General features: G+C 62.6%; 19 protein-coding genes. 3 read left to right on the forward strand and 16 right to left on the reverse strand.

Annotation, left to right across the window (positions count from 1 at the left end; all coding sequences use genetic code 11):
* Positions 1 to 2,075: hybrid sensor histidine kinase/response regulator (locus tag ABR948_RS15420; protein ID WP_428119315.1), on the forward strand; the 2,075-nt coding region annotated here is incomplete at its 5' end.
* A gap of 29 nt (positions 2,076 to 2,104) precedes the next feature.
* Here the strand turns inward: ABR948_RS15420 and ABR948_RS15425 are convergent.
* Complete coding sequence (locus ABR948_RS15425) at positions 2,105 to 3,268, reverse strand: mandelate racemase/muconate lactonizing enzyme family protein (RefSeq protein WP_428119317.1); 1,164 nt, start codon at positions 3,266 to 3,268, stop codon at positions 2,105 to 2,107.
* Between the two features lie 115 nt (positions 3,269 to 3,383).
* On the opposite strand from ABR948_RS15425, the gene ABR948_RS15430 reads away from it, so the two are divergent.
* Positions 3,384 to 4,277 carry a LysR family transcriptional regulator gene (locus ABR948_RS15430; RefSeq protein ID WP_428119319.1) on the forward strand — a complete coding sequence of 298 codons (894 nt, stop codon included), beginning with the start codon at positions 3,384 to 3,386 and terminating at the stop codon, positions 4,275 to 4,277.
* A gap of 31 nt (positions 4,278 to 4,308) precedes the next feature.
* On the opposite strand, the gene ABR948_RS15435 is transcribed toward ABR948_RS15430, so the two are convergent.
* The 3 genes from ABR948_RS15435 to ABR948_RS15445 form a co-directional block, all read right to left on the reverse strand.
* Positions 4,309 to 5,313 carry an Hsp33 family molecular chaperone gene (locus ABR948_RS15435; RefSeq protein WP_428119321.1) on the reverse strand — a complete coding sequence of 335 codons (1,005 nt, stop codon included), beginning with the start codon at positions 5,311 to 5,313 and terminating at the stop codon, positions 4,309 to 4,311.
* Positions 5,314 to 5,517: 204 nt separating this feature from the next.
* Positions 5,518 to 6,456 carry an ornithine carbamoyltransferase gene (argF, locus tag ABR948_RS15440; protein WP_428119323.1) on the reverse strand — a complete coding sequence of 313 codons (939 nt, stop codon included), beginning with the start codon at positions 6,454 to 6,456 and terminating at the stop codon, positions 5,518 to 5,520.
* Positions 6,453 to 7,664, reverse strand: a complete 1,212-nt coding sequence (locus ABR948_RS15445) for an aspartate aminotransferase family protein (RefSeq protein ID WP_428119325.1) — start codon at positions 7,662 to 7,664, stop codon at positions 6,453 to 6,455. Before ABR948_RS15445 ends, argF begins: the two co-directional genes overlap by 4 nt.
* 445 nt (positions 7,665 to 8,109) lie before the next feature.
* Here ABR948_RS15445 and ABR948_RS15450 point away from each other — a divergent pair, with 445 nt between their 5' ends.
* Positions 8,110 to 8,619 (forward strand): GcrA family cell cycle regulator, encoded by a 510-nt coding sequence (locus ABR948_RS15450; RefSeq protein WP_428119327.1) that lies wholly within the window; start codon positions 8,110 to 8,112, stop codon positions 8,617 to 8,619.
* A gap of 16 nt (positions 8,620 to 8,635) precedes the next feature.
* Here ABR948_RS15450 and ABR948_RS15455 read toward each other — a convergent pair whose 3' ends face one another.
* The 12 genes from ABR948_RS15455 to ABR948_RS15510 form a co-directional block, all read right to left on the reverse strand.
* Complete coding sequence (locus tag ABR948_RS15455; protein WP_490337842.1) at positions 8,636 to 10,018, reverse strand: alpha-amylase family protein; 1,383 nt, start codon at positions 10,016 to 10,018, stop codon at positions 8,636 to 8,638.
* A 3-nt stretch (positions 10,019 to 10,021) separates the two neighbouring features.
* The gene (gene phoB / locus ABR948_RS15460) at positions 10,022 to 10,723 is read right to left on the reverse strand and encodes a phosphate regulon transcriptional regulator PhoB (RefSeq protein ID WP_213740010.1); all 702 of its coding nucleotides are present in this window, start codon (positions 10,721 to 10,723) and stop codon (positions 10,022 to 10,024) included.
* Between the two features lie 35 nt (positions 10,724 to 10,758).
* Positions 10,759 to 11,475, reverse strand: coding sequence for a phosphate signaling complex protein PhoU (gene phoU, locus ABR948_RS15465; RefSeq protein ID WP_428119330.1), 717 nt, complete (start codon positions 11,473 to 11,475; stop codon positions 10,759 to 10,761).
* A 12-nt stretch (positions 11,476 to 11,487) separates the two neighbouring features.
* Positions 11,488 to 12,312, reverse strand: coding sequence for a phosphate ABC transporter ATP-binding protein PstB (gene pstB / locus ABR948_RS15470; RefSeq protein WP_428119332.1), 825 nt, complete (start codon positions 12,310 to 12,312; stop codon positions 11,488 to 11,490).
* The gene (gene pstA / locus ABR948_RS15475) at positions 12,309 to 13,154 is read right to left on the reverse strand and encodes a phosphate ABC transporter permease PstA (protein WP_428119334.1); all 846 of its coding nucleotides are present in this window, start codon (positions 13,152 to 13,154) and stop codon (positions 12,309 to 12,311) included. The genes pstB and pstA overlap by 4 nt, the downstream gene beginning before the upstream one ends.
* Positions 13,155 to 13,156: 2 nt before the next feature.
* Complete coding sequence (gene pstC / locus ABR948_RS15480; RefSeq protein WP_428119350.1) at positions 13,157 to 14,146, reverse strand: phosphate ABC transporter permease subunit PstC; 990 nt, start codon at positions 14,144 to 14,146, stop codon at positions 13,157 to 13,159.
* Positions 14,147 to 14,395: 249 nt separating this feature from the next.
* The gene (gene pstS, locus ABR948_RS15485; protein ID WP_428119336.1) at positions 14,396 to 15,406 is read right to left on the reverse strand and encodes a phosphate ABC transporter substrate-binding protein PstS; all 1,011 of its coding nucleotides are present in this window, start codon (positions 15,404 to 15,406) and stop codon (positions 14,396 to 14,398) included.
* Between the two features lie 121 nt (positions 15,407 to 15,527).
* Complete coding sequence (locus tag ABR948_RS15490; RefSeq protein ID WP_428119338.1) at positions 15,528 to 16,829, reverse strand: ATP-binding protein; 1,302 nt, start codon at positions 16,827 to 16,829, stop codon at positions 15,528 to 15,530.
* Between the two features lie 34 nt (positions 16,830 to 16,863).
* Complete coding sequence (locus ABR948_RS15495) at positions 16,864 to 17,919, reverse strand: putative bifunctional lysylphosphatidylglycerol flippase/synthetase (protein ID WP_428119340.1); 1,056 nt, start codon at positions 17,917 to 17,919, stop codon at positions 16,864 to 16,866.
* A gap of 257 nt (positions 17,920 to 18,176) precedes the next feature.
* Positions 18,177 to 18,692, reverse strand: a complete 516-nt coding sequence (locus tag ABR948_RS15500; RefSeq protein WP_428119342.1) for a DinB family protein — start codon at positions 18,690 to 18,692, stop codon at positions 18,177 to 18,179.
* A gap of 27 nt (positions 18,693 to 18,719) precedes the next feature.
* Positions 18,720 to 19,016 (reverse strand): hypothetical protein, encoded by a 297-nt coding sequence (locus tag ABR948_RS15505; RefSeq protein WP_428119344.1) that lies wholly within the window; start codon positions 19,014 to 19,016, stop codon positions 18,720 to 18,722.
* Positions 19,017 to 19,018: 2 nt separating this feature from the next.
* Positions 19,019 to 20,121 (reverse strand): OmpA family protein (locus ABR948_RS15510; protein ID WP_428119346.1); only part of this gene is annotated, 1,103 nt, incomplete at its 5' end.

The following is a 20,121-nucleotide window of genomic DNA, read 5'->3' on the forward strand; positions in this document are numbered from 1 at the left end:
GCGACGGCCAGGTACGGTGGATCGCCTGCGAGGCGCAGATCGAACGCGACGAAAACGGCCGGCCGCTTCGGCTGGTGGGCGCCCATATCGACATCACCGAGCGCACGCTGGCGAAGGAACTGCTGCGCGAGAGCGAAGAACGCTTTCGGTTGATCGCCAACAGCGCGCCGGTGCCGATGTGGGTCAGCAAACTGGATGGCACGCGCGGCTTCGCAAACCAGGCCTATCTGGACTTCCTCGGCTTGAAATACCAGGAGGCAATTGTTTTCGATTGGCGTAAAATCCTGCATCCCGATGACGTGTCGCGAATCGTCCATGAAAGCCTCGCGGGCGAAGCCTCGCTAAGACCATTTGTCCTGGAAGCGCGATATCGTCGGGCAGACGGTGAATGGCGATGGATGCGATCGGAGTCGCAGCCGCGCTGGGACCCGGCCGGCGAACACATCGGCTTTATCGGGGTGGCTCACGATATCACCGCGGCCAAGGAAGCCGAAGGTGAACTGCGCCGTCTCAACGAGACGCTTGAGCAGCGCATCAAGCAACGTACCTCGCAGCTCGAAGCCAACGAAGCGCAATTGCGGGCGATCTTCGAAACCAGCAACCAGTACCAGGGGCTGCTGGATCTTCAGGGCAACGTCATTTACGCGAACAAGACAGCGCTGGCAGGCATCGAGTCCGTTTTGGCTGATGTTGTTGGCAGGCCGTTTTGGGATTCACGCTGGTTTTCCGCGACACCCGGTGCCCACGACACAGTCGCGAATAGTTTTGCTTCGGTGACAAGCGGCGAAAGCGTGCGAACGGAGATGCTTCTCGATCTGCCCATCGGCGATCGCTATTTTGATTTTGCGATGCGGCCGGTGTTCGATCAGCATGGCGCTATCACCAATGTCTTGGCCGAAGCGGTCGATATAACCGAACGTCGCCACGCCGAAGAAGCGCTCCGCCAATCCCAGAAGATGGAAGCGGTCGGCCAGCTCACCGGCGGTGTAGCCCACGATTTCAACAACCTGCTGACCATCATCCGCTCGGCCACCGATTTCCTTCGCCGCCGCGAACTGACCGACGATCGCCGCCGTCGCTATATAGATGCGATTTCAGACACCGTGGACCGTGCATCCAAGTTGACGGGGCAACTGCTGGCGTTTGCACGGCGGCAACCCCTGACCCCGCAGGTTTTCGATGTCAGCTTGCAAATAGAGGGTATCGCGCAGCTCATCCGCCCGCTGGTGGGAGGGAGAATTCAGATCGGACTTGAAATTGTCGACCCGGAATGTTTCGCCATGGCGGACGTCGCTCAATTTGAGACGGCCCTGATAAATCTCGCGGTCAACAGCCGGGATGCGATGGAGGGTGAGGGTCTGATTTCGATCAGGATAGAGAAGGCCGATGCGATCCCGGCATCGGGCATCAGCGGCAAGCGCGACGGAAAATTCATCGCCATCTCGGTTGAGGACACCGGAGCGGGCATCGCACCTGACAAGATGACAGCCATTTTCGAGCCCTTTTACACCACCAAGGAAGTCGGAAAAGGCACCGGTCTTGGTCTTAGCCAGGCGCTTGGGTTCGCCAGGCAATCGGGGGGCGACATTGTCGCAGTCAGCGCTTTGCAAAAGGGCTCGAGGTTCACGATCTATTTGCCTCAGGCGGAACTGCTTCCTCGCAGCCATGCCAATATTTCCGCAATAAATGCCGAAGCGGCGCCGCGCGGCCGTGGCCATCGCATCTTGGTCGTTGAGGACAACGAAGATGTCGGACGATTTTCAACCGAAATGCTTCAAGATCTGGGCTACGCAACCAGGCGGGCCGGCAACGCCAAGCAGGCGCTTGCCCTCATCGCCGCAGATAATGGCGGATTCGATTTGGTGTTTTCCGACGTCATTATGCCCGGAATGAACGGTGTGGAGATGGCTGCGATCATCCGCCAGAAATATCCCGGCCTGCCGGTCGTGCTGACAAGCGGTTACAGCAGCGTGCTGGCGCAGAAGACCGATCACGGCTTCGAGCTGATTCAAAAGCCGTATTCGGTCGAAGCGCTGTCACGCACGCTGCGGAAGGCGATATTGGAACGATCGTAGATACCAGGCAGTCCTACGCCTGTTCTCCACTATTCAGCCAGTTCGCGCATCACCTTGATCAGGTCGGATTTGCCCTCAAAGCCGATCCCCGGCAGGTCCGGCATCACGATGTGGCCGTCCTGAACGCGAACGGAATCGGGGAAGCCGCCATAGGGCTGAAACAGATCCGGATAGCTCTCATTGCCGCCAAGGCCGAGGCCGGCCGCGATGTTCAGCGACATCTGGTGTCCGCCGTGGGGAACGCAGCGCGACGGCGACCAGCCCAGCTGCGCCAGCACATCGAGCGTGCGCAGATATTCAACGAGCCCGTACGACAGGGCGCAGTCGAACTGCAGCCAGTCGCGATCCGGCCGCATGCCGCCGTAGCGCAGCAGGTTGCGGGCATCCTGGTGCGAAAAGAGATTTTCGCCGGTCGCCATCGGGCCCGGATAGAATTCCGCAAGCGCGGCCTGCAGCGCGTAATCGAGCGGATCGCCAGCTTCCTCGTACCAGAACAGCGGATAGTCACGCAGCATCTTGGCATAGGCGATCGCGGTCTCGAGGTCGAAGCGTCCGTTGGCATCGACGGCAAGCCGCGCTTGCGAGCCGATCTCCTTCAACACGGCCTCGATCCGTCCGCGATCCTCGTCGAGCGAGGCGCCGCCGATCTTCATCTTGACCACGTTGTAGCCGCGGCCGAGATAGCCGCGCATCTCGGCCTGCAGCGCCGAATTGTCCTTGCCCGGATAGTAATAGCCGCCCGCCGCATAGACGAAGACACGGGGATCGGCCTCGCGGCCCTTCTTTTCGGCGAGCAGCCGGAACAGCGGCTTGCCGGCGATCTTCGCGACCGCGTCCCAGATCGCCATGTCGAGCGTGCCGACGGCGACCGAGCGCTCGCCGTGACCGCCCGGCTTTTCGTTGGACATCATCGCCGCCCATATCTTTTGAGGGTCGAGATTGGTGCCGGCGTCGTCGAGCAGGCTGTTGGGCTCGGCTTCGACGATGCGGTTGCGGAAGCGTTCCCGGATCAGGCCGCCTTGACCATAGCGGCCGTTCGAATTGAAGCCGTAGCCGACCACGCGGCGACCGTCGCGCATGACATCTGTCACCACGGCGACGAGGCTGGTCGTCATTTTCGAAAAGTCGATATAGGCATTGCGGATCGGAGAGGCGATCGGCTTGGTGATTTCGACGACATCGACGATTCGCATGGTATTTTCCTTCGCTTCGGCTGGCTTGGGTCTGTTTCGGAGCGATCGTTAAGGCTGGATTGAGCCAAAAACCAATGCTAATCCCGGATTTGGTTATGTGGGTTCGGCATTACCGATGGAACTGATCTGGCTTGAGGATTATCTGGCGCTCGCGGAAGCCCTGAATTTTTCCAGGGCGGCCGAGGCGAGACATGTCACCCAGCCCGCCTTCAGCCGCAGGATCCGCGCGCTGGAAGACTGGATTGGCGCGGAGTTATTTACCCGCTCGACGCACGGCGTCGCACTCACTCCGGCAGGCGAGCATTTTCACAATCAGGCGGAGGTGCTGACCCGGGCCTTGCACCAACTGCGCCGCGACACCATCGAGGCTTCCGGCCGCGGCGCCCGGGCGGTGTCGATCGCGGCGACGCACGCGCTTTCCTTCACCTTCTTCCCGAAATGGGTTCGCAGCCATGAAGCGGTGCTGGCGCTCGGCAATCTCAATTTGATCTCCGACAGCATGCAGGCCTGCGAGCAGATGATGCTGCGGGGCGATGCGCAATTTCTGCTGTGTCACTACCGTCAGAACATGATGAGCCGGTTGGAGACCGGTCAGTTCAAGAGCATCGTGGTGGGCGCCGATACGCTGGTGCCACTCAGCGCGCCCGGCAGCAACGGCGCGCCGCGCTGGTCGCTTGATGGCTTCGAGCCGGCAAAATACCTCGCCTATAGCGCGCAGTCCGGATTGGGCCGGATCGTCGCGGCCCGCTGGGGCGCCAAAGACCGCGGCTTTGCGCTGGAAACCGTCTTTACATCGCATCTCGCCGCCACGCTGCTCTCGATGGCCCGCGCCGGGGACGGCGTGGCATGGCTGCCGCTGACCCTGGCGGAAGAGGACATCGCGGCCGGGCGACTGGTCGAAGCAGGGAATCCGGAATTCGAGATACCGATCGAAATCCGTCTGTTTCGTCCGCTCGCGCGTCAAGGCGATGCGGCGGAGTCGGTTTGGGCGGCCTTCGCGCGGAGCTGACGTTTCTCGACCGGATACGCCTGAAACGCCCTTACTCGACGCCCGCTTCCTGCGGCGTGAATTCATAGACCGAGCTGCAGAACTCGCAGGTCACGACCACCTTGCCATCCTTCACCATGTCGGCGCGATCATTGGGCGCGAAGCTTGCGAGCATCGCCGATACCGCGTCGCGCGAGCAGGAACATTTCGCGCGCAACGGCAGCGGCGCGAACACCCGAACGCCGCGCTCGTGAAACAACCGGTACAACAGCCGCTCGCCCGACAAATCGGGATCGATCAGTTCGACATCCTCGACGGTCGAGATCAGCGACTGGCCCTCGACCCAGGCATCGTCTTCCGCGACCACATGCGTAATCACGCCCTCCGGGGCATCGCCCGGGTCCAGATCGGGCTGCCGCGCCCGCTCCGGCGCCTTGGGAAGAAATTGCAGCAGCATGCCGCCGGCGCGCCAGCGATGTTTCGGCCCCTCGCCGCCACCGCGCCATTCCTCGCCCACAGCCAGCCGCACCCGCGTCGGAATCTGTTCCGAGCGCAGGAAATATTCATGCGCGGCGTCTTCCAGGGTGCCGCCTTCGAGCGCCACCAGCCCCTGATAGCGGCTCATATCCGGCCCCTGATCGATGGTCATCGCGAGATGGCCTTTTCCCAGCAGCGCGCCGGAATCCAGACCCTCCGCCAGCCGCTTGGCATCGAAGCGCGCATAGGCGCGCAAGCGATCCGGCGCCTGGAAATCCACGATCAGGAACGACACCGGACCATCGGTCTGGGTCTGCAGGATGAAGCGGCCGTCGAATTTCAAGGACGAGCCGAGCAGCGTGGTGAGCACGATCGCCTCGCCGAGCAGCTTGCCGACCGCCGGCGGATAATCGTGCTTGGTGAGGACGTCATCGAGCGCGGGTCCGAGCCGCGTCAGACGACCGCGCAGATCGAGCGAAGCGACCTCGAACGGCAGCACCGCATCATCGACCGGAACGGCCGACGGCGCGCGGACCGGGGTTTCCAGGGGGATTTTGATGTCAGGGGATTGTGAGGTCATGGGGCTTTATCTGGGGTCGGTCGGCGTGAAACGAAAGGCCTTGATGGATGTCGAAATTTCCGCGAGTTGTCCCGGCGAACACCGGGACCCATAACCACCGAAGTTGATCGTTACAAAAAGTGTCTACGACGTCGCAAAAATCAGAGACCTCGCGGTATGGGTCCCGGCGTTCGCCGGGACGACGACTTTGCAAACCGCGCCCCGCTACGCCACCATCTCAAAGCACCACGCCAGAATGCCTTTTTGCGCATGCAGGCGGTTCTCGGCCTCGTCGAATACGACCGACTGCGGGCCGTCGATCACCTCATCGGTCACTTCGTCACCACGATGCGCGGGCAGGCAATGCATGAACAGCGCATCGGGCTTGGCCAGCGACATCAGCTTGGCGTTGACCTGATACGGCTTGAGCAAATTATGGCGGTGCTCGCCGTCCTTGTCGCCCATCGAGAACCAGGTGTCGGTGACCACGCAATCGGCGCCGCGCACCGCAGCCTCCGGATCGTTGCCGAGCACGATCGGCGCCTGCGTCGCCTTGATCCAGTCCTTCATCGACTTGTTCGGCGCCAGTTGCGGCGGGGTCGCGACCCGGAGATTGAAACGGAACCGCTCCGCCGCGTGCGCCCATGACGCCAGCACATTGTTGTCGTCGCCGGTCCAGGCGACAGTGCGACCCTCGATCGGACCGCGATGCTCCTCGAACGTCATCAGGTCCGCCATCACCTGGCAGGGATGCGACCGCCGCGTCAGACCGTTGATGACGGGCACGGTGGCGTGCGCGGCCAGCTCCAGCAGCGCCTCATGGTTGAGGATGCGGATCATGATGGCATCGACGTAGCGCGACAGCACCCGCGCGGTGTCGGCGATGGTCTCGCCGCGCCCGAGCTGCATTTCCGCGCCGGTCAGCATGATCGATTCACCACCGAGCTGGCGCATGCCGACGTCGAACGATACCCGGGTGCGGGTCGAGGGCTTCTCGAAGATCATCGCCAAGGTCTTGCCCTCGAGCGGCCGGGCCGGCTTCGCATCGTGCTTTTTTTGCGCCTTCAGTTTCGCCTTCATGGCGATTCCGGCGTCCAGCATCGTGCGCAGCTCTTTGGTCGGAAGCTCGTTGAGATCGAGAAAATGGCGCGGCGGCTTGCTCATTGCGCCGCCGCCCGTTTCGGCTGATCGCCGGATAGCGCGGTGCAGGCGCGCTCGAGCCGCTGCACCGCGTCCTCGATCTCCGCCTCGGTGACGATCAATGGCGGCAGCAGCCGCACCACATTGTCACCGGCGCCGACCGTCAGCAGTTTTTGATCGCGCAACGCCGCCACCAGATCGGTCGACGGCACCACGGCCTTCACGCCGATCAACAGTCCCTCGCCGCGCACTTCCGCCAGCACGCCCGGATAACGATCGACCACCGAGGCCAGCTTCTGTTTGAACAGCAGCGACATCTTCTGCACGTGCTCGAAGAAGCCGGGCTTGAGCATCACGTCGAGCACGGCGTTGGCCGCCGCGACCGCGAGCGGGTTGCCGCCGAAGGTCGAGCCATGCGAACCCGGCGTCATGCCGGCCGCCGCATCGGCGGTCGCCAGACAGGCGCCGATCGGAAAGCCGCCACCGAGCGCCTTGGCCAGCGACATCACATCAGGCACGACACCGAGGCGCTTATAGGCGAACAGGTCGCCGGTGCGTCCCATGCCGGTCTGCACCTCGTCGAAAATCAACAGCAGGCCATGTTCGTCGCAGAGCTCGCGCAACGCCCTGAAGAACGCATGCGGTGCCGCGCGCACGCCGCCTTCGCCCTGCAGCGGTTCGATCAGGATGCCGGCGGTCTGCGGGCCGATCGCTTTCTTGACGGCTTCGAGATCGCCAAGCAGCACCTGATCGAAACCATCCATCGGCGGGCCGAAGCCCTCGAGGTATTTGGCCGCGCCGGTCGCCGCCAGCGTCGCCAGCGTTCGGCCATGAAAAGCACCGTCGAAGGTGATGATGCGATAGCGTTCCGGGTGTCCCTTGGCGGCGTGATGCTTGCGCGTGATCTTGATCGCGCATTCCATCGCCTCGGCACCGGAGTTTGCGAAAAACACAAAATCAGCGAAACTTGCTTCGCACAGCCGTGCCGCGAGCCGCTCGCCGTCCGGGCTCTTGAACAGGTTCGACATGTGCCAGAGTTTTGTCGCCTGCTCCTGCAGTGCGGCGACCAGATGCGGATGCGCATGGCCGAGCGCATTCACCGCGACACCGCTGGTAAAGTCGAGATAGCGCTCGCCATTGGTCGCGATCAGCCATGCGCCTTCGCCGCGCTCGAAACCGAGATCGACCCTGGCGAATACGGGAAGCAGATGCGACGGCGCGCTGTTGGTCATGGCGATCACTGAGGGTTTGGACCGACCGCGATGTGCGCATTGGCGCGATCACATCAGCAACCAGCCCCGGAAAAACAAAACGTGCCGCCTTTTCGGGGCGGCACGTGACAGACATTCTATGCGGGCGGCGACAAGTGTCAACCGGTCCCGTAGGTTTGCGGGGGCATGGAAAAGGCCGATTGCGGTGCTTAAATAACGGAACATGTGGACGCAACGACGCGGACTCTTGCGCCGGAGTCACGCCATATTGTAGCGTCCTGGCTGTCGGGTACGACATCTCGTGCGGTAGTGCTGATCCTCTAAGTCGCAAATGTTGGGCGTAAACGTTCGGGCGCAGATTTCGCGCCCGGCGAGGGCTAAGGGATTCTGTCCGCTGGGATTTTTAGGGCTTTGGCACCGCAGCGCTGCCCCCGATCGGCCGGCGCAACGCGAAGGAAAGAGTGCGATGACGGTATTGACCTGGTCTGACGATCGCGTCGAGCAACTGAAGAAACTCTGGGAAGCCGGGCTTTCGGCGAGCCAGATTGCTGCGGAACTCGGAAATGTGACCCGAAATGCCGTGATCGGCAAAGTCCATCGGCTGGGACTTTCCGGCCGCGCCAAGAGCCCCTCTTCGGCGGCGCCGCGCCAGCGCAAGGCCCGCCCGGCCCAGCACATGATGCGGGTTTCGCGGCCGGTCTCGCGCGGCAACACCGCGCTGGCCCACGCCTTCGAGGTCGAACTCGAACCGGATCCGGTCGCCTATGACAACGTCGTGCCGATGAGCCAGCGGCTGTCATTGCTGGAATTGAACGAGGCGACCTGCCACTGGCCGATCGGCGATCCCTCCAGTTCGGAATTCTTCTTCTGCGGCGGCAAGGCGCTGACCAGCCTGCCCTATTGCGCGCATCACTCGCGGATCGCCTATCAGCCGGCCTCCGACCGTCGCCGCCAGCCGCCGAAGCCGACGCGGTAGGCCATCGCTGCACGAACTAAGCTAAAGACGAAGTATTAAACTCGTCGGTGCCGCGATCTGACTGCTTCGCAAGAATCCCCCAACCATGGGGCGGTAGCGTAATCTCCGTCGCTGCCCCGTTTCGGCGGACCGCGAGGTCTCCGGCCAGCTTGTCGACGGCAGCCGGGATCGCGCGCGTGACCGGCGCATCGGCCAGATTCAGCGCAACCCACAACCGATTTTCCTCATAGAATGCTTCGAAGGTGAGATCGGTGTTTCGAAGCTCGGTTACCCGACTGCGAGCCCTGTGAAGCCACGGATGCCGGCGCCGCAACCCGATCAGCTGTTGATGAAGCCGATAGGTCGGCCAGCCGAACGACGCCAGATCCGCCTGCGTCGCAGGAAACGCCGGGCGGATGGCGTCGTCGCCGCCGGCCCGGTGTTCCTTGATCCCCCGAAAGGCCTGTTCGTCGCCGGCATAGATCGACGGCAAGCCGCCGCAGGTCATGAGGATGACGAGCGCGTGGGCAAGGTGCCGTTCGTCCAGCAGCTGGCTTGCGATACGCGTGACGTCATGATTGCCGATGAATGTCTGCGGCACGAACGTGTCGAGCAGCGCATTGTGGCGCTCAAGCGCCCAGGCGAGCTCGAAGAAATTGCGATCGTTCAGCGCGCTCCAGATTGCCTTCCATAATTCGTACTGCGTGACCGCGTCGACGCCGGTCTCGCGAACAAAGCCGACATAGTCCCCGTGGATCACCTCGGCAAAGATATAAGCGTCCGGATGCCGGGCGCGAACCGCGGACAAGACGCGCGTCCAAAATTGCCGTGGAACAGCGTAAGCGGCGTCAAGCCGCCACCCATCAACGCCGCGCTCGAGCCAATGGCTCATGACGCGCGTGACGTAATCCTCGACCGCGGGCTCATCGTGATTAAGAGCGACCAGCTGCCGATGACCCTCGAACGTCGCATAGTCGGGCTCATCGTCGGGCTCTTGGCCCAAAGCTGCGTCAGTTGGCCAGGTCAGGCGAAACCACGCGGCTTCCGTTGAACGCGGGCCAGCCGCGATGGCGCGCTGGAAAGCCGGATATTCGCGGCCGACATGATTGAAAACGCCATCGAGAACGACACGCAAGCCGCGGCGATGCGCAGCGTCAATGAGCCCATCGAAATCCTCGGTGTCCCCAAGCCGTTTGTCGATTTGAAAATGGTCGATGGTGTCGTAGCCATGGGTCGACGAGGCGAAGATCGGCCCAAGCAGTATCCCGGACGCGCCCAGATTCACGGCGTAATCCAGCCACGCGACAAGGTGGCCGAGGCGATGCGCGACACCAGAGCACGCTCGAGCCTCCCGTTCGGCTCCGACGAAGCCGAGCGGATAAATCTGCCACCAGATTGCCCGCTCGACCCAGGAACGCAAGCCTTACTCCACTTTCGCAAACCGGTCGTCGAGCGCGTAGCCGGCACCGCGCACGGTGCGGATCGGGTCCTGCTCGCGGCCGGGATTCAGCAATTTGCGCAGCCGCCCGATATGCACATCGACGGTGCGCTCGTCGATATAGATATCGCGGCCCCAGACGCTGTCGAGCAGTTGCTCGCGGCTGAACACGCGCCCCGGATGTTCCAGGAAAAACTCCAGCAGGCGATATTCGGTCGGGCCGAGATCGACCGGACGGCCCGAGCGGGCAACGCGGCGTTTCTCGCGATCGAGTTCGATATCGCCATAGGTGAGAACGGTGGCGAGGCGCTCGGGACTTGCGCGGCGCAACAGGCCCCGCACCCGCGCCAGCAATTCCGGCACCGAGAACGGCTTGACGATGTAATCGTCGGCGCCGGTCGCAAGACCCCGAACACGCTCGCTTTCCTCGCCGCGCGCGGTCAGCATGATGATGGGCAGCTGCCGGGTTTCCGGCCGCGCCCGCAACCGCCGGCACAGCTCGATTCCAGACAGGCCCGGCAGCATCCAGTCGAGCACGATCAGGTCGGGAACGCGCTCCTTGAGACGGGTATCGGCGTCATCGCCGCGCCCGACGGTTTCGACATCATAGCCTTCGGCGTCGAGGTTGTAGCGCAACAGCGTGGTGAGCGCTTCTTCGTCTTCCACCACCAGAATGCGCGCGCTCATGTGCATAGCCTCATGTTGTTTTCGAAATCGCTGATTCAGTTTCCAGGAACAGTAGTGGCAAAGGCCGTCATGTCGCCCTTCGGGCGCTTGTCGAGTATCTGCTGGCCTTCGATCATGTAAAATACGGTTTCCGCGATATTGGTGGCGTGGTCGCCGATCCGCTCGATGTTCTTGGCACAGAACATCAGATGGATGCAGAAACTGATGTTGCGCGGATCTTCCATCATGTAGGTCAGAAGTTCGCGGAACAGCGAGGTGCAGATGGCGTCGACTTCCTCGTCGCCCTTCCAGACCGTCATCGCCGCCGGCAGATCGTGCGCCGCGTAGGCGTCGAGCACGGACTTGACCTGCGACTGCACGAGGTCGGTCATGTGTTCGAGGCCGCGGATCAGCTTCAGCGGCTGGAAATCACTCTCCAGCGCCGCGACGCGCTTGCCCATATTCTTGGCAAGGTCGCCGATCCGCTCAAGATCGGTCGCGACCCGCATCGCGCCGACGATTTCGCGCAAGTCCACCGCCATCGGCTGACGCCGCGCGATGGTCAACACCGCGCGCTCTTCGATCACGCGTTGCAGATTGTCGATTTCGGCGTCGGCCATGACCACGCGTTTGCCGAGCGCGACGTCGCGGCGGATCAGCGCATCGACGGATTCGACGATCATGCGTTCGGCAAGGCCGCCCATTTCGGCAACCAGCCGGGTCAGTTCCTGCAGATCGCTGTCGAACGCCTTGGCGGTATGTTCCGATGCCATCCTGATTCTCCCTTAGCCGAACCGGCCGGTAATGTAGTCCTGGGTACGTCGATCGTTCGGCGATGTGAAGATCTTGTTGGTTTCGTCGAATTCGATCAGCTCACCGAGGTACATGAACGCGGTCTTGTCCGAGACGCGGGCGGCCTGCTGCATATTGTGGGTGACGATGGCGATGGTGTAGTCCTCCGCCAGTTCCTGGATCAGTTCCTCGATCTTGGCGGTCGAAATCGGATCGAGCGCCGAGCACGGCTCGTCAAACAGGATCACCTCGGGGCGCACGGCGACAGTGCGGGCGATGCAGAGCCGCTGCTGCTGGCCGCCGGACAGGCTGAGGCCGCTGGAGTTCAGCTTGTCCTTGACCTCGTTCCAGAGCGCTCCGCCGCGCAGCGCCTTCTCGACGCGGCCATCCATCTCCGATCTGGAAATCTTCTCATAGAGCCGGATACCGAACGCGATGTTCTCGTAAATCGTCATCGGGAAAGGCGTCGGCTTCTGGAACACCATGCCGACCCGCGCCCGCAGCAGATTGAGATCGAGCTTGGGATCGAGAATGTTGGTCTGGTCGAGCATCAGCTGACCGGTGGCGCGCTGCCCCGGATAGAGATCGTACATCCGGTTGAAAATCCGAAGCAAGGTCGATTTGCCGCAACCGGACGGTCCGATGAAGGCCGTGACGCGATGCTTACCCAGCGTAATGTTGATGTTCTTCAGCGCCTGGTTCTCTCCGTAATAGAAATTCAGGCCGCGCGCGGTGACCTTGGCCGGCGCGTCCGCCTGGCCGGACACCGACGGCGCCGGCGCGCTTGGAACACTCACGGATACGGAAACGTCGGTCATTTTGCAGTCCTCTCGGCGCCAAGAACGCGCGCGCCAATATTCAGGGCGAGTACGGTGAGCGTGATGATCAAAGCCCCGCTCCAGGCGAGCTGCTTCCAGTAGGCATAGGGGCTTTGCACGAAATTATTGATGGTCACCGGCAGATTGGCCATCGTCTTGGTAAGGTCGAGGCTGAAGAACTGATTGCTCAGCGCGGTGAACAACAGCGGCGCGGTTTCGCCGGCAACGCGCGCGGTCGCCAGCAGCACGCCGGTGATCAGGCCGGAGCGCGCCGCGCGGTAGGCGATGCGCTTGATGACCAGCGAGCGCGGCAGGCCGAGCGCGGAGGCCGCCTCGCGCAGCGGATTGGGCACCAGCAGCAGCATGTCTTCGGTGGTGCGCACCACCACAGGAATGACGATCACGGCCAGCGCCAGCGAGCCGGCGAAAGCCGAAAAGCCGCCCATCGGCACCACGATGGCGCCGTAGATGAACAGACCGATGATGATCGACGGCGCGCTCAGGAGAATGTCGTTGATAAAGCGGATCACCGATGTGAGACGGTCGTTCCTGCCGTATTCGGCGAGATAGGTGCCGGCAAACAGGCCCAGCGGCGCGCCGATTCCGACGCCGATCACGGTCATGATGATCGAGCCCACGATCGCGTTCAACAAGCCGCCTTCGTTGGCTCCCGGCGGCGGGGTGTTCTCGGTGAACAGTTGCAGGCTCAGCCCGGCAAAACCGTTGAACAACAGGGTGAACAGGATCAGCGCCAGCCAAGTGACACCGAACAGCGCGGCTCCACAGCACAGCACCCGAATGACGATGTCGCGGCGGCGGCGGGCCTTGTAGATCGGGTTCATGCTCAATTCCCCGCCTTCTTTTCCAGCCGCTGCAGCATCAACCGCGCGGCCGCCAGCACGAAGAAGGTCAGCACGAACAGCAGCAAGCCCAGCAGAATAAGACCGGACTGATGCAGGCCGTCGCTTTCGGCAAACTCGCTGGCGATCGCCGCGGATATCGTGGTGCCGGGCGCAAAGATCGAAGACGAGATGCGGAAGGAATTTCCGATGATGAACGTGACCGCCATGGTTTCACCGAGCGCACGGCCGAGCGCCAGCATGACGCCACCGATGACGCCAACGCGGGTGTAGGGAATAACCACATTGCGCACCACTTCCCATGTGGTGCAGCCGACGCCGTAGGCGGCCTCCTTGAGAACCGGCGGCACGGTCTTGAACACGTCGACCGAGATCGCGGTGATGAACGGCAGCACCATAATGGCGAGGATCAGCGCCGCGTTGAACAGGCTGAGATAGGAGGGCGGCCCGCCGAAGATCGATCCGAGAACGGGAATGCCGTCGAACAGCCAGATCATGAACGGCTGGAACGTATAGGCCAGGAACGGGCCCAGCACGAAGAAACCCCACATGCCGTAAATGATCGAGGGAATGCCGGCAAGCAGTTCGATGGCTATTCCGATCGGACGGCGCAGCCATTGCGGACAGAGTTCGGTGAGGAAAATCGCAATGCCAAGCCCGACCGGGATCGCAATCAGCATCGCGATGAAGGAGGTGATCAGCGTGCCGTACATCGGGCCGAGCGCGCCGAGCACCGGCGGATCCGCCGACGGCGCCCAGCGCTGCGTCCACAGGAACGCGAAGCCGTATTGCTTCATCGCCGGCCAGGCGCCGGCAATCAGCGAGAGAATGATGCCGCCTAGGATCAGCAGGACCGAGATCGCGCAGGCGCGGGTGATCCAGTAAAATGTGACATCGCCAAGCTTGAAAGCATTGAGCGCCTTGGCGCGATCGTAAGGTCCGGCAGCTTCCATTAGATCGCTCTGAACGGCCATGTCTGCCACGCCAATGTCCTCTGTCTAGTTCAAAGCCACGAAAATGTCGCTACGTCGTGGAGTGATTTTTTACCGACTGATTTAACCGCGTCGTTCCGGATCGGGCTTTTCTTGGGGGTCTTCTTGGGTTTTTGGTGCAGACCCGGAATCCGACCGCACTGCGACGGTGGATTCCGGGGCTTGCCGGTTTCTGCCGCCCCTCGAACGCGCCGGCCGGCGCGCCCGGGAGTGGCGGCTTTACGAGCGCACTCAGCTCTTGATATCGGCGGACCAGGTCTTCTCGATCAACTTGACCACAGCGTCCGGCATCGGAATGTAGTCGAGTTCCTCGGCCATCTTGCCGCCCTTGGCGAAAGCCCAGGTGAAGAACTTGACGGCTTCCGCGGATGCCGCCTTATCAGCCGGCTCCCTGTGCATCAGGATGAACGTCGAGGCCGTGATCGGCCACGACTGGTCGCCGGGCTGATCGGTGAGGATCACATAGTAGCCGGGAGCCTTCGCCCAGTCGGCGTTCGAAGCGGCCGCCTGGAACGCCTCCACGCTCGGCTGCACGGCCTTGCCGGCCTTGTTGATCAGCGCCGTATAGGTCAGCTTGTTCTGCTTGGCATAGGCGTATTCGACGTAACCGATCGAGTTCTTGGTCTGGCCGATATTGCCGGAGACGCCTTCGTTGCCCTTGGCGCCCACGCCAGCCGGCCATTCAACCGCGGTGCCGGAGCCAACCTTGGTCTTCCACTCCGCGCTCGCCTTGGAGAGATAATCGGTGAAATTGAACGTCGTGCCCGATCCGTCGGAGCGACGCACCACCGTGATGGCGTCGGTCGGCAGCTTCACGTTCGGATTGAGCTTCTTGATCGCCGGATCGTCCCATTTGGTGATCTTGCCGAGATAGATGTTGGCAAGGGTATCGCCATCGAACACCAGTTCGCCGGGCTTGACGCCCTCAAGATTGACCACCGGAACGATCGCACCCATCACCATCGGCCACTGCACCAGGCCGTCTTTTTCCAGCTGCTCGACCTTCAGCGGCATATCGGTGGCGCCGAACGTCACGGTCTTGGCCTCGATCTGCTTGATGCCACCACCCGAACCGATCGACTGGTAGTTCAGACCGTTGCCCGTCTCCTTCTTGTAGGCATCGGCCCATTTCGAATAGATCGGGAACGGGAACGTGGCGCCCGCTCCAGTGATGTCGGCGGCGAACGCCGACGTCGATGCGGCGACCAGGCCGGCAGCGACGATCGTTTTCATGAAATTCATTGCTGGTCTCCATCTCGTAAGCGAAGCGCTCACGACGCCCGTTTAGGAGCGGTCAATGCTGCTTTTACGAAGGTTTGATGACAGCTAGATGACAGACTTAACCAATTGAAATTGTTTGATTTCAGGTCGATGCCGGGGGCTTCACCTGGGGAAAACAGGCGGTAAAAGTGGCGCCGTTTTTCGGCACACTTTCGATCAAAAGCCGGCCGCGATGACGGTTAACAATATGTTTCACCAGCGATAACCCGAGCCCGGTTCCACCCTGGGCGCGGCTGTCGCCGACATCCACCCGGTAGAACCGTTCGGTGAGCCGCGGCAGATGCTCGGGGGCGATCCCGGGACCGAAATCGCGCACCATGACCCGAACCTCAGGCGCGCCTTCGCCGGACATCGCCTGACTGAGCGAGACGATGACCTTGCCGCCGGACGCGCCGTATTTGAGCGCGTTCTCGACCAGGTTTTCGAACAGCCGCAACAATTCCTCGCGGTCACCGGCGATCGCCACCGGTGTCTCGGGCAAGTCGATATCGATGTCGACCTGGCGTTCTCCCGCCAGCGGTTCCAGCCCATCCGCCACCTGCCGGATGATCGGTACGATATCCACCAGCGTATCCGGACGGACATGGGCGGAGAGTTCGACCCGCGACAGCGACAGCAGATCGTCGATCAGCCGCGCCATCCGGGTTGCCTGGGTATGCATGATGCCGAGAAAACGCTCGCGCGCCTTGACATCGTCCTTGGCCGGCCCCTGCAGCGTATCGATGAAGCCCGACAACGCGGCCAGCGGGGTCCGCAATTCATGACTGGCATTGGCGACGAAATCGGCGCGCATTTCCTCGACCCGGCGCAGCGGCGTCTGGTCGTGAAAGGTCATCAGCATGCATTTGTCGGTTCCACCGAACAGGGTCGGCACCGGCACCGGCGTGATGATCAGTTCCATCCAGCGATCGACCGGCACGTGATCGAGATAGGTCGCACGCCGGGTTTCCGTGGTCGCGATGGATTCGCGCAGCGCCGTGATGATCTCGGGCGAGCGCAACGCGAACTGGGCGAGTTCGTTCTTGCGCAGCGCCGGCGCCAGTTGTGCCGCGGCGGCATTGAGGTGAATGACGCGGCCGGCGCGGTCGAGCAGCACCGCGGGATCCGGCATGCCGGCCACGATGGCGCTGACCGCGGCGGATTCGACCGGGTTGACCCCCCGGACATCTTCGCGTGATGCGGCGACATCATGCAATCGCCACGGCACCAGCGCGGCCGCGGCGATGCAGACAAACACCGCGGCGGCGCGGACCGGCGACAATTCGCCGAACGTGACCAGCACCGCCAGCGCCATGGCGGCCGCAAGCAGGATGATGGCCGAGTGCCGCAAGCGATCCGGCCACGGCGAGAAAAAGGAGGAAGAAGGAGAATCGTCTATTGCCATCGGGCCGGCTCTCTTCCCATTCGGGTCCGTATCGTCAGCCGCCGGAGTCCCCACGCTCGCGCACGTACACGGCTTCGCGTTTCGCTATCCCGTCGGAGGCGGACGCCGCCTGCCGCAGACGCTTCAGCCGCGCGCCGACGATAACCTCCCGAAACGTCAGTAAGATTACAGATATGACGAATGGCGCAAGATAATAGAGGACGCGGAACAAAAGCATTCCCCCCAGCAGGTCCTCCCGGTCCATTTGCCACAGGCCGACCAGCATGGCGGCATCGAACACCCCGAGCCCCCCCGGGGAATGGCTGGCGAAGCCCAGCAGCGTCGCCGAGACGAAAATGACCGCCACGACGACGAAGCCGAGATTGGGTTCGTCCGGCACCAGCACGTACATCGCCAGGGCGCAAAAGCCGAGATCGACGATACCGATGGCGATCTGCAGCAGCGTCAGCGGACCGCCCGGCAGCACCACCGTCCAGGGCCCGCGACCCACCCGCCTCGGCTGCATCCAGACCCAGACCACATACGCCACCAGCCCCACAATGATGGCGAAGGCGACCATGCGGTTCAGCCATGGCGGAAGCTGATCGATCGCCGCCGCCGCTTCCGGATGATAGGCGATCCCGAGCCCCAGCACCGCGGCATTGCCGAGCCAGAACGTCAGGCCGGCCAGAAAACAGATCTTCGCGACGTCGATCGCGTTCAGCCCCCAGGCCGAATAAATCCGATAGCGCACCGCGCCTCCGGTGAAGACGCTGGCGCCGACATTGTGCCCGATCGAATAACTGGTGAAGGCTGCGAGCGCGTTGACGCGGTAGGGAATGTCGGCGCGGCCGATCGCGCGCACCGCGAACAGGTCATAGAATGTCAGGGTGAAATAGCCCGCCGCCACGAACAACGCCGCCAGTGCGATCGAGCGGGGCTCGGTTCCCTTGATGGCCTCGATCACCTCGTCGGTATCGATGCCCCGCAGCATATGGTAAAGCACGTAGCATGCGATCCCGATGACCGTGACGCTGACCGCGACACCCAGTTTGTGCAAGATTTGCTTGTGGCGCAGAAACGAGATCGCCCTGCGTATTGCTTCCAGCATCTAGACCTCGAATTACGATCCCACGACCGTGGCTGCCGGGCGAACTTTGCCGCCGCCAGTGCCACGCTTGCTCCCTGGCCATATGTCGTAGCTTGTTTTGAGCCGGAGTGGAATTCGCTTGATGTGAATAAAACGCGCTCCTTCAATATATTAGGGGGATTGAGGACGGCAGACCGCACAGTTTTGCTGCATTCGCCCCGGCAGGGCAAACTCTGCAGGACGCAACCTCGCGCACGAGTGGTGAAGTTTCCGTGACTTCAGGCGGCCGGCTTTGCCGACAGCCGCTGGAAATACAACAGATCGAGTTCCGGCGCCTTGCCGGCCAGGCCGGTCAACAAGGCATGGACTTGCCCGCGGTGGTGGGTTTGGTGATTGAACCAATGCGCCAGCGCCGGGGCCAGCTGCTGCTCGAATTGCTCGGGCGAGGAGACGCGGCGGTATTTGATCGTTCCCGCGATACGGATGTCATCGAGCCGGTCGACGAAATCGACGATCCGCCGATCCTCCGCCTCGCGCGCCGCGCGCAGTTCGGCCAATGTTTCGAACAGGATCGCATCCAGCCGGTCCGGCGCGTCGCCCTCGCCGGTAAACCGCTGCATCCAGATCCGGTCGGTCACCAGCAGATGATTGAAACTGCCGTGCACCGATTTGAAGAAGGCCCCGCGATCGGCGCGATATTGTTCGCTCGAGAGCTCCGCCGCCGCGTCGTAAAGCCGGCCGTTGGCCCAAGCATTGTAGCGACCGAACATCTGATAATGAGCGGTGGGGGTCATTTCTGTCTCATCGGATCGCTGGAGATATCAAGCCGCCGGCGCATGGCCCGCAAGCACCCGGTCGCGCAGCCACGATCCCACCGTGCAGCCGGCCAGGTACAATGCAAACATGACAAGCCCGAGGTCGAGCCAGTAACCGGGACGGCCGGGGAGGATGCGCGCCAGCGCGACGGCAACAAGTGCTGCCACCAGCACCGCCAGCCATCGCGACGTCACTTTCGACACGCCTTGACCGCGATGGACCACCGCGATCCAGCCCATCGCCAAACCCAGCAGCAGCGATGCCAACAGCCAGCCCCAATGAAATGTCGCCAGATAGACCATCGCTATTCCCTCACCACGAATTCGATGCGGCGGTTCTGCGCCTTGCCTTCATTGGTTTCGTTTGAAGCGATCGGCTGCGTGCTGCCGTAACCCACCGCCGTGAACCGGCTCGCCGGCAATCCGGCCTTGACGAGATAATCCGTCACCACCCGCGCACGCTGTTCAGACAACGCCTGGTTAAAGCCATCCGGGCCATCGGCGTCGGTATGTCCCGCGATCTCGATATTGATGGTCGGGCAGCGCAGCGCGGTTTCGATCAGATGATCGAGCAACCCGGCTGAATCCGGATCAAGCGTCGAAAGCCCGGATTCGAAACGGATGGTTCCCCTGGCCAGCAGTTCCGACAGCAGCTGCTGACACACGGTGGCATCCACCGGCGCCGCCGCGGGCTTGACCGAAATGTCCGCCTTGAGCTGCCAGCCCTGCGGGAAATCCTTGATCAGGCCGGCACGGATCTGGGCCGGCGCCGCGTCGTAGAAGGCATCGCCCGAGAGCTTCACCTCCCGGTCCGACACGACAAGCGTGCCCGTCGATAACCGCGACAACGCGCCCAGCGCCGGCACCACCGCGTTGGCAAATCCGGACGGCGCGCCGACGCTGGCCTTGAGATTGTCGACCACCTTTTCGCTGAAGAATTTTCGCGCCGCCGCCGCCGCCAGTTGCGCGTGCACGGCATTGTCGGGCACATATCCGGTCAGCGTCAGCGTCGCTGCGACCGGATCCTTGTTGGCCTGAAAGACATAGGGCGGGGCCTTGATGTCGTTCGCAGCGACCGCAAAGCCCTCGGGGAGATTCTTCAGCGCCGCCGCGATCGCTTCGCGGCCGCCGAGGTCGCGCGCCATGCCGGAAAGGCTGACCTTGTCGTCTGAAATCGTGATCTTGCCGTCCTTCAGTTTTCCGATCTGGTCGAGCAGCAGCAGCGCGGCGCTGTCGAATCGCTGTGGCGCCCCCCGCGCCAAATTCATCCGGTCGACCACCTCGACGCCGCCGAGACTTGCACGGGCCGCATCGAGCAACCGGCCCTTGCTGGCCGGCAGCGGCGCGCTGCCGCCCAGCGTGACCCTGACGACGTCGCGCTCGGCCGACCAGACGAACGGCCCGGCTT

Source organism: Bradyrhizobium sp., from assembly GCF_050014615.1.
Taxonomy (GTDB): domain Bacteria; phylum Pseudomonadota; class Alphaproteobacteria; order Rhizobiales; family Xanthobacteraceae; genus Bradyrhizobium.

Coding starts and splice junctions, on each gene's coding strand:
- ABR948_RS15425 (WP_428119317.1), bottom strand. CDS start 3,268: ATGCGAATCGTCGATGTCGTCGAAATCACCAAGCCGATCGCCTCTCCG.
- ABR948_RS15430 (WP_428119319.1), top strand. CDS start 3,384: ATGGAACTGATCTGGCTTGAGGATTATCTGGCGCTCGCGGAAGCCCTG.
- ABR948_RS15435 (WP_428119321.1), bottom strand. CDS start 5,313: ATGACCTCACAATCCCCTGACATCAAAATCCCCCTGGAAACCCCGGTC.
- argF (WP_428119323.1), bottom strand. CDS start 6,456: ATGAGCAAGCCGCCGCGCCATTTTCTCGATCTCAACGAGCTTCCGACC.
- ABR948_RS15445 (WP_428119325.1), bottom strand. CDS start 7,664: ATGACCAACAGCGCGCCGTCGCATCTGCTTCCCGTATTCGCCAGGGTC.
- ABR948_RS15450 (WP_428119327.1), top strand. CDS start 8,110: ATGACGGTATTGACCTGGTCTGACGATCGCGTCGAGCAACTGAAGAAA.
- phoB (WP_213740010.1), bottom strand. CDS start 10,723: ATGAGCGCGCGCATTCTGGTGGTGGAAGACGAAGAAGCGCTCACCACG.
- phoU (WP_428119330.1), bottom strand. CDS start 11,475: ATGGCATCGGAACATACCGCCAAGGCGTTCGACAGCGATCTGCAGGAA.
- pstB (WP_428119332.1), bottom strand. CDS start 12,312: ATGACCGACGTTTCCGTATCCGTGAGTGTTCCAAGCGCGCCGGCGCCG.
- pstA (WP_428119334.1), bottom strand. CDS start 13,154: ATGAACCCGATCTACAAGGCCCGCCGCCGCCGCGACATCGTCATTCGG.
- pstC (WP_428119350.1), bottom strand. CDS start 14,146: ATGGCCGTTCAGAGCGATCTAATGGAAGCTGCCGGACCTTACGATCGC.
- pstS (WP_428119336.1), bottom strand. CDS start 15,406: ATGAATTTCATGAAAACGATCGTCGCTGCCGGCCTGGTCGCCGCATCG.
- ABR948_RS15490 (WP_428119338.1), bottom strand. CDS start 16,829: ATGGCAATAGACGATTCTCCTTCTTCCTCCTTTTTCTCGCCGTGGCCG.
- ABR948_RS15495 (WP_428119340.1), bottom strand. CDS start 17,919: ATGCTGGAAGCAATACGCAGGGCGATCTCGTTTCTGCGCCACAAGCAA.
- ABR948_RS15500 (WP_428119342.1), bottom strand. CDS start 18,692: ATGACCCCCACCGCTCATTATCAGATGTTCGGTCGCTACAATGCTTGG.
- ABR948_RS15505 (WP_428119344.1), bottom strand. CDS start 19,016: ATGGTCTATCTGGCGACATTTCATTGGGGCTGGCTGTTGGCATCGCTG.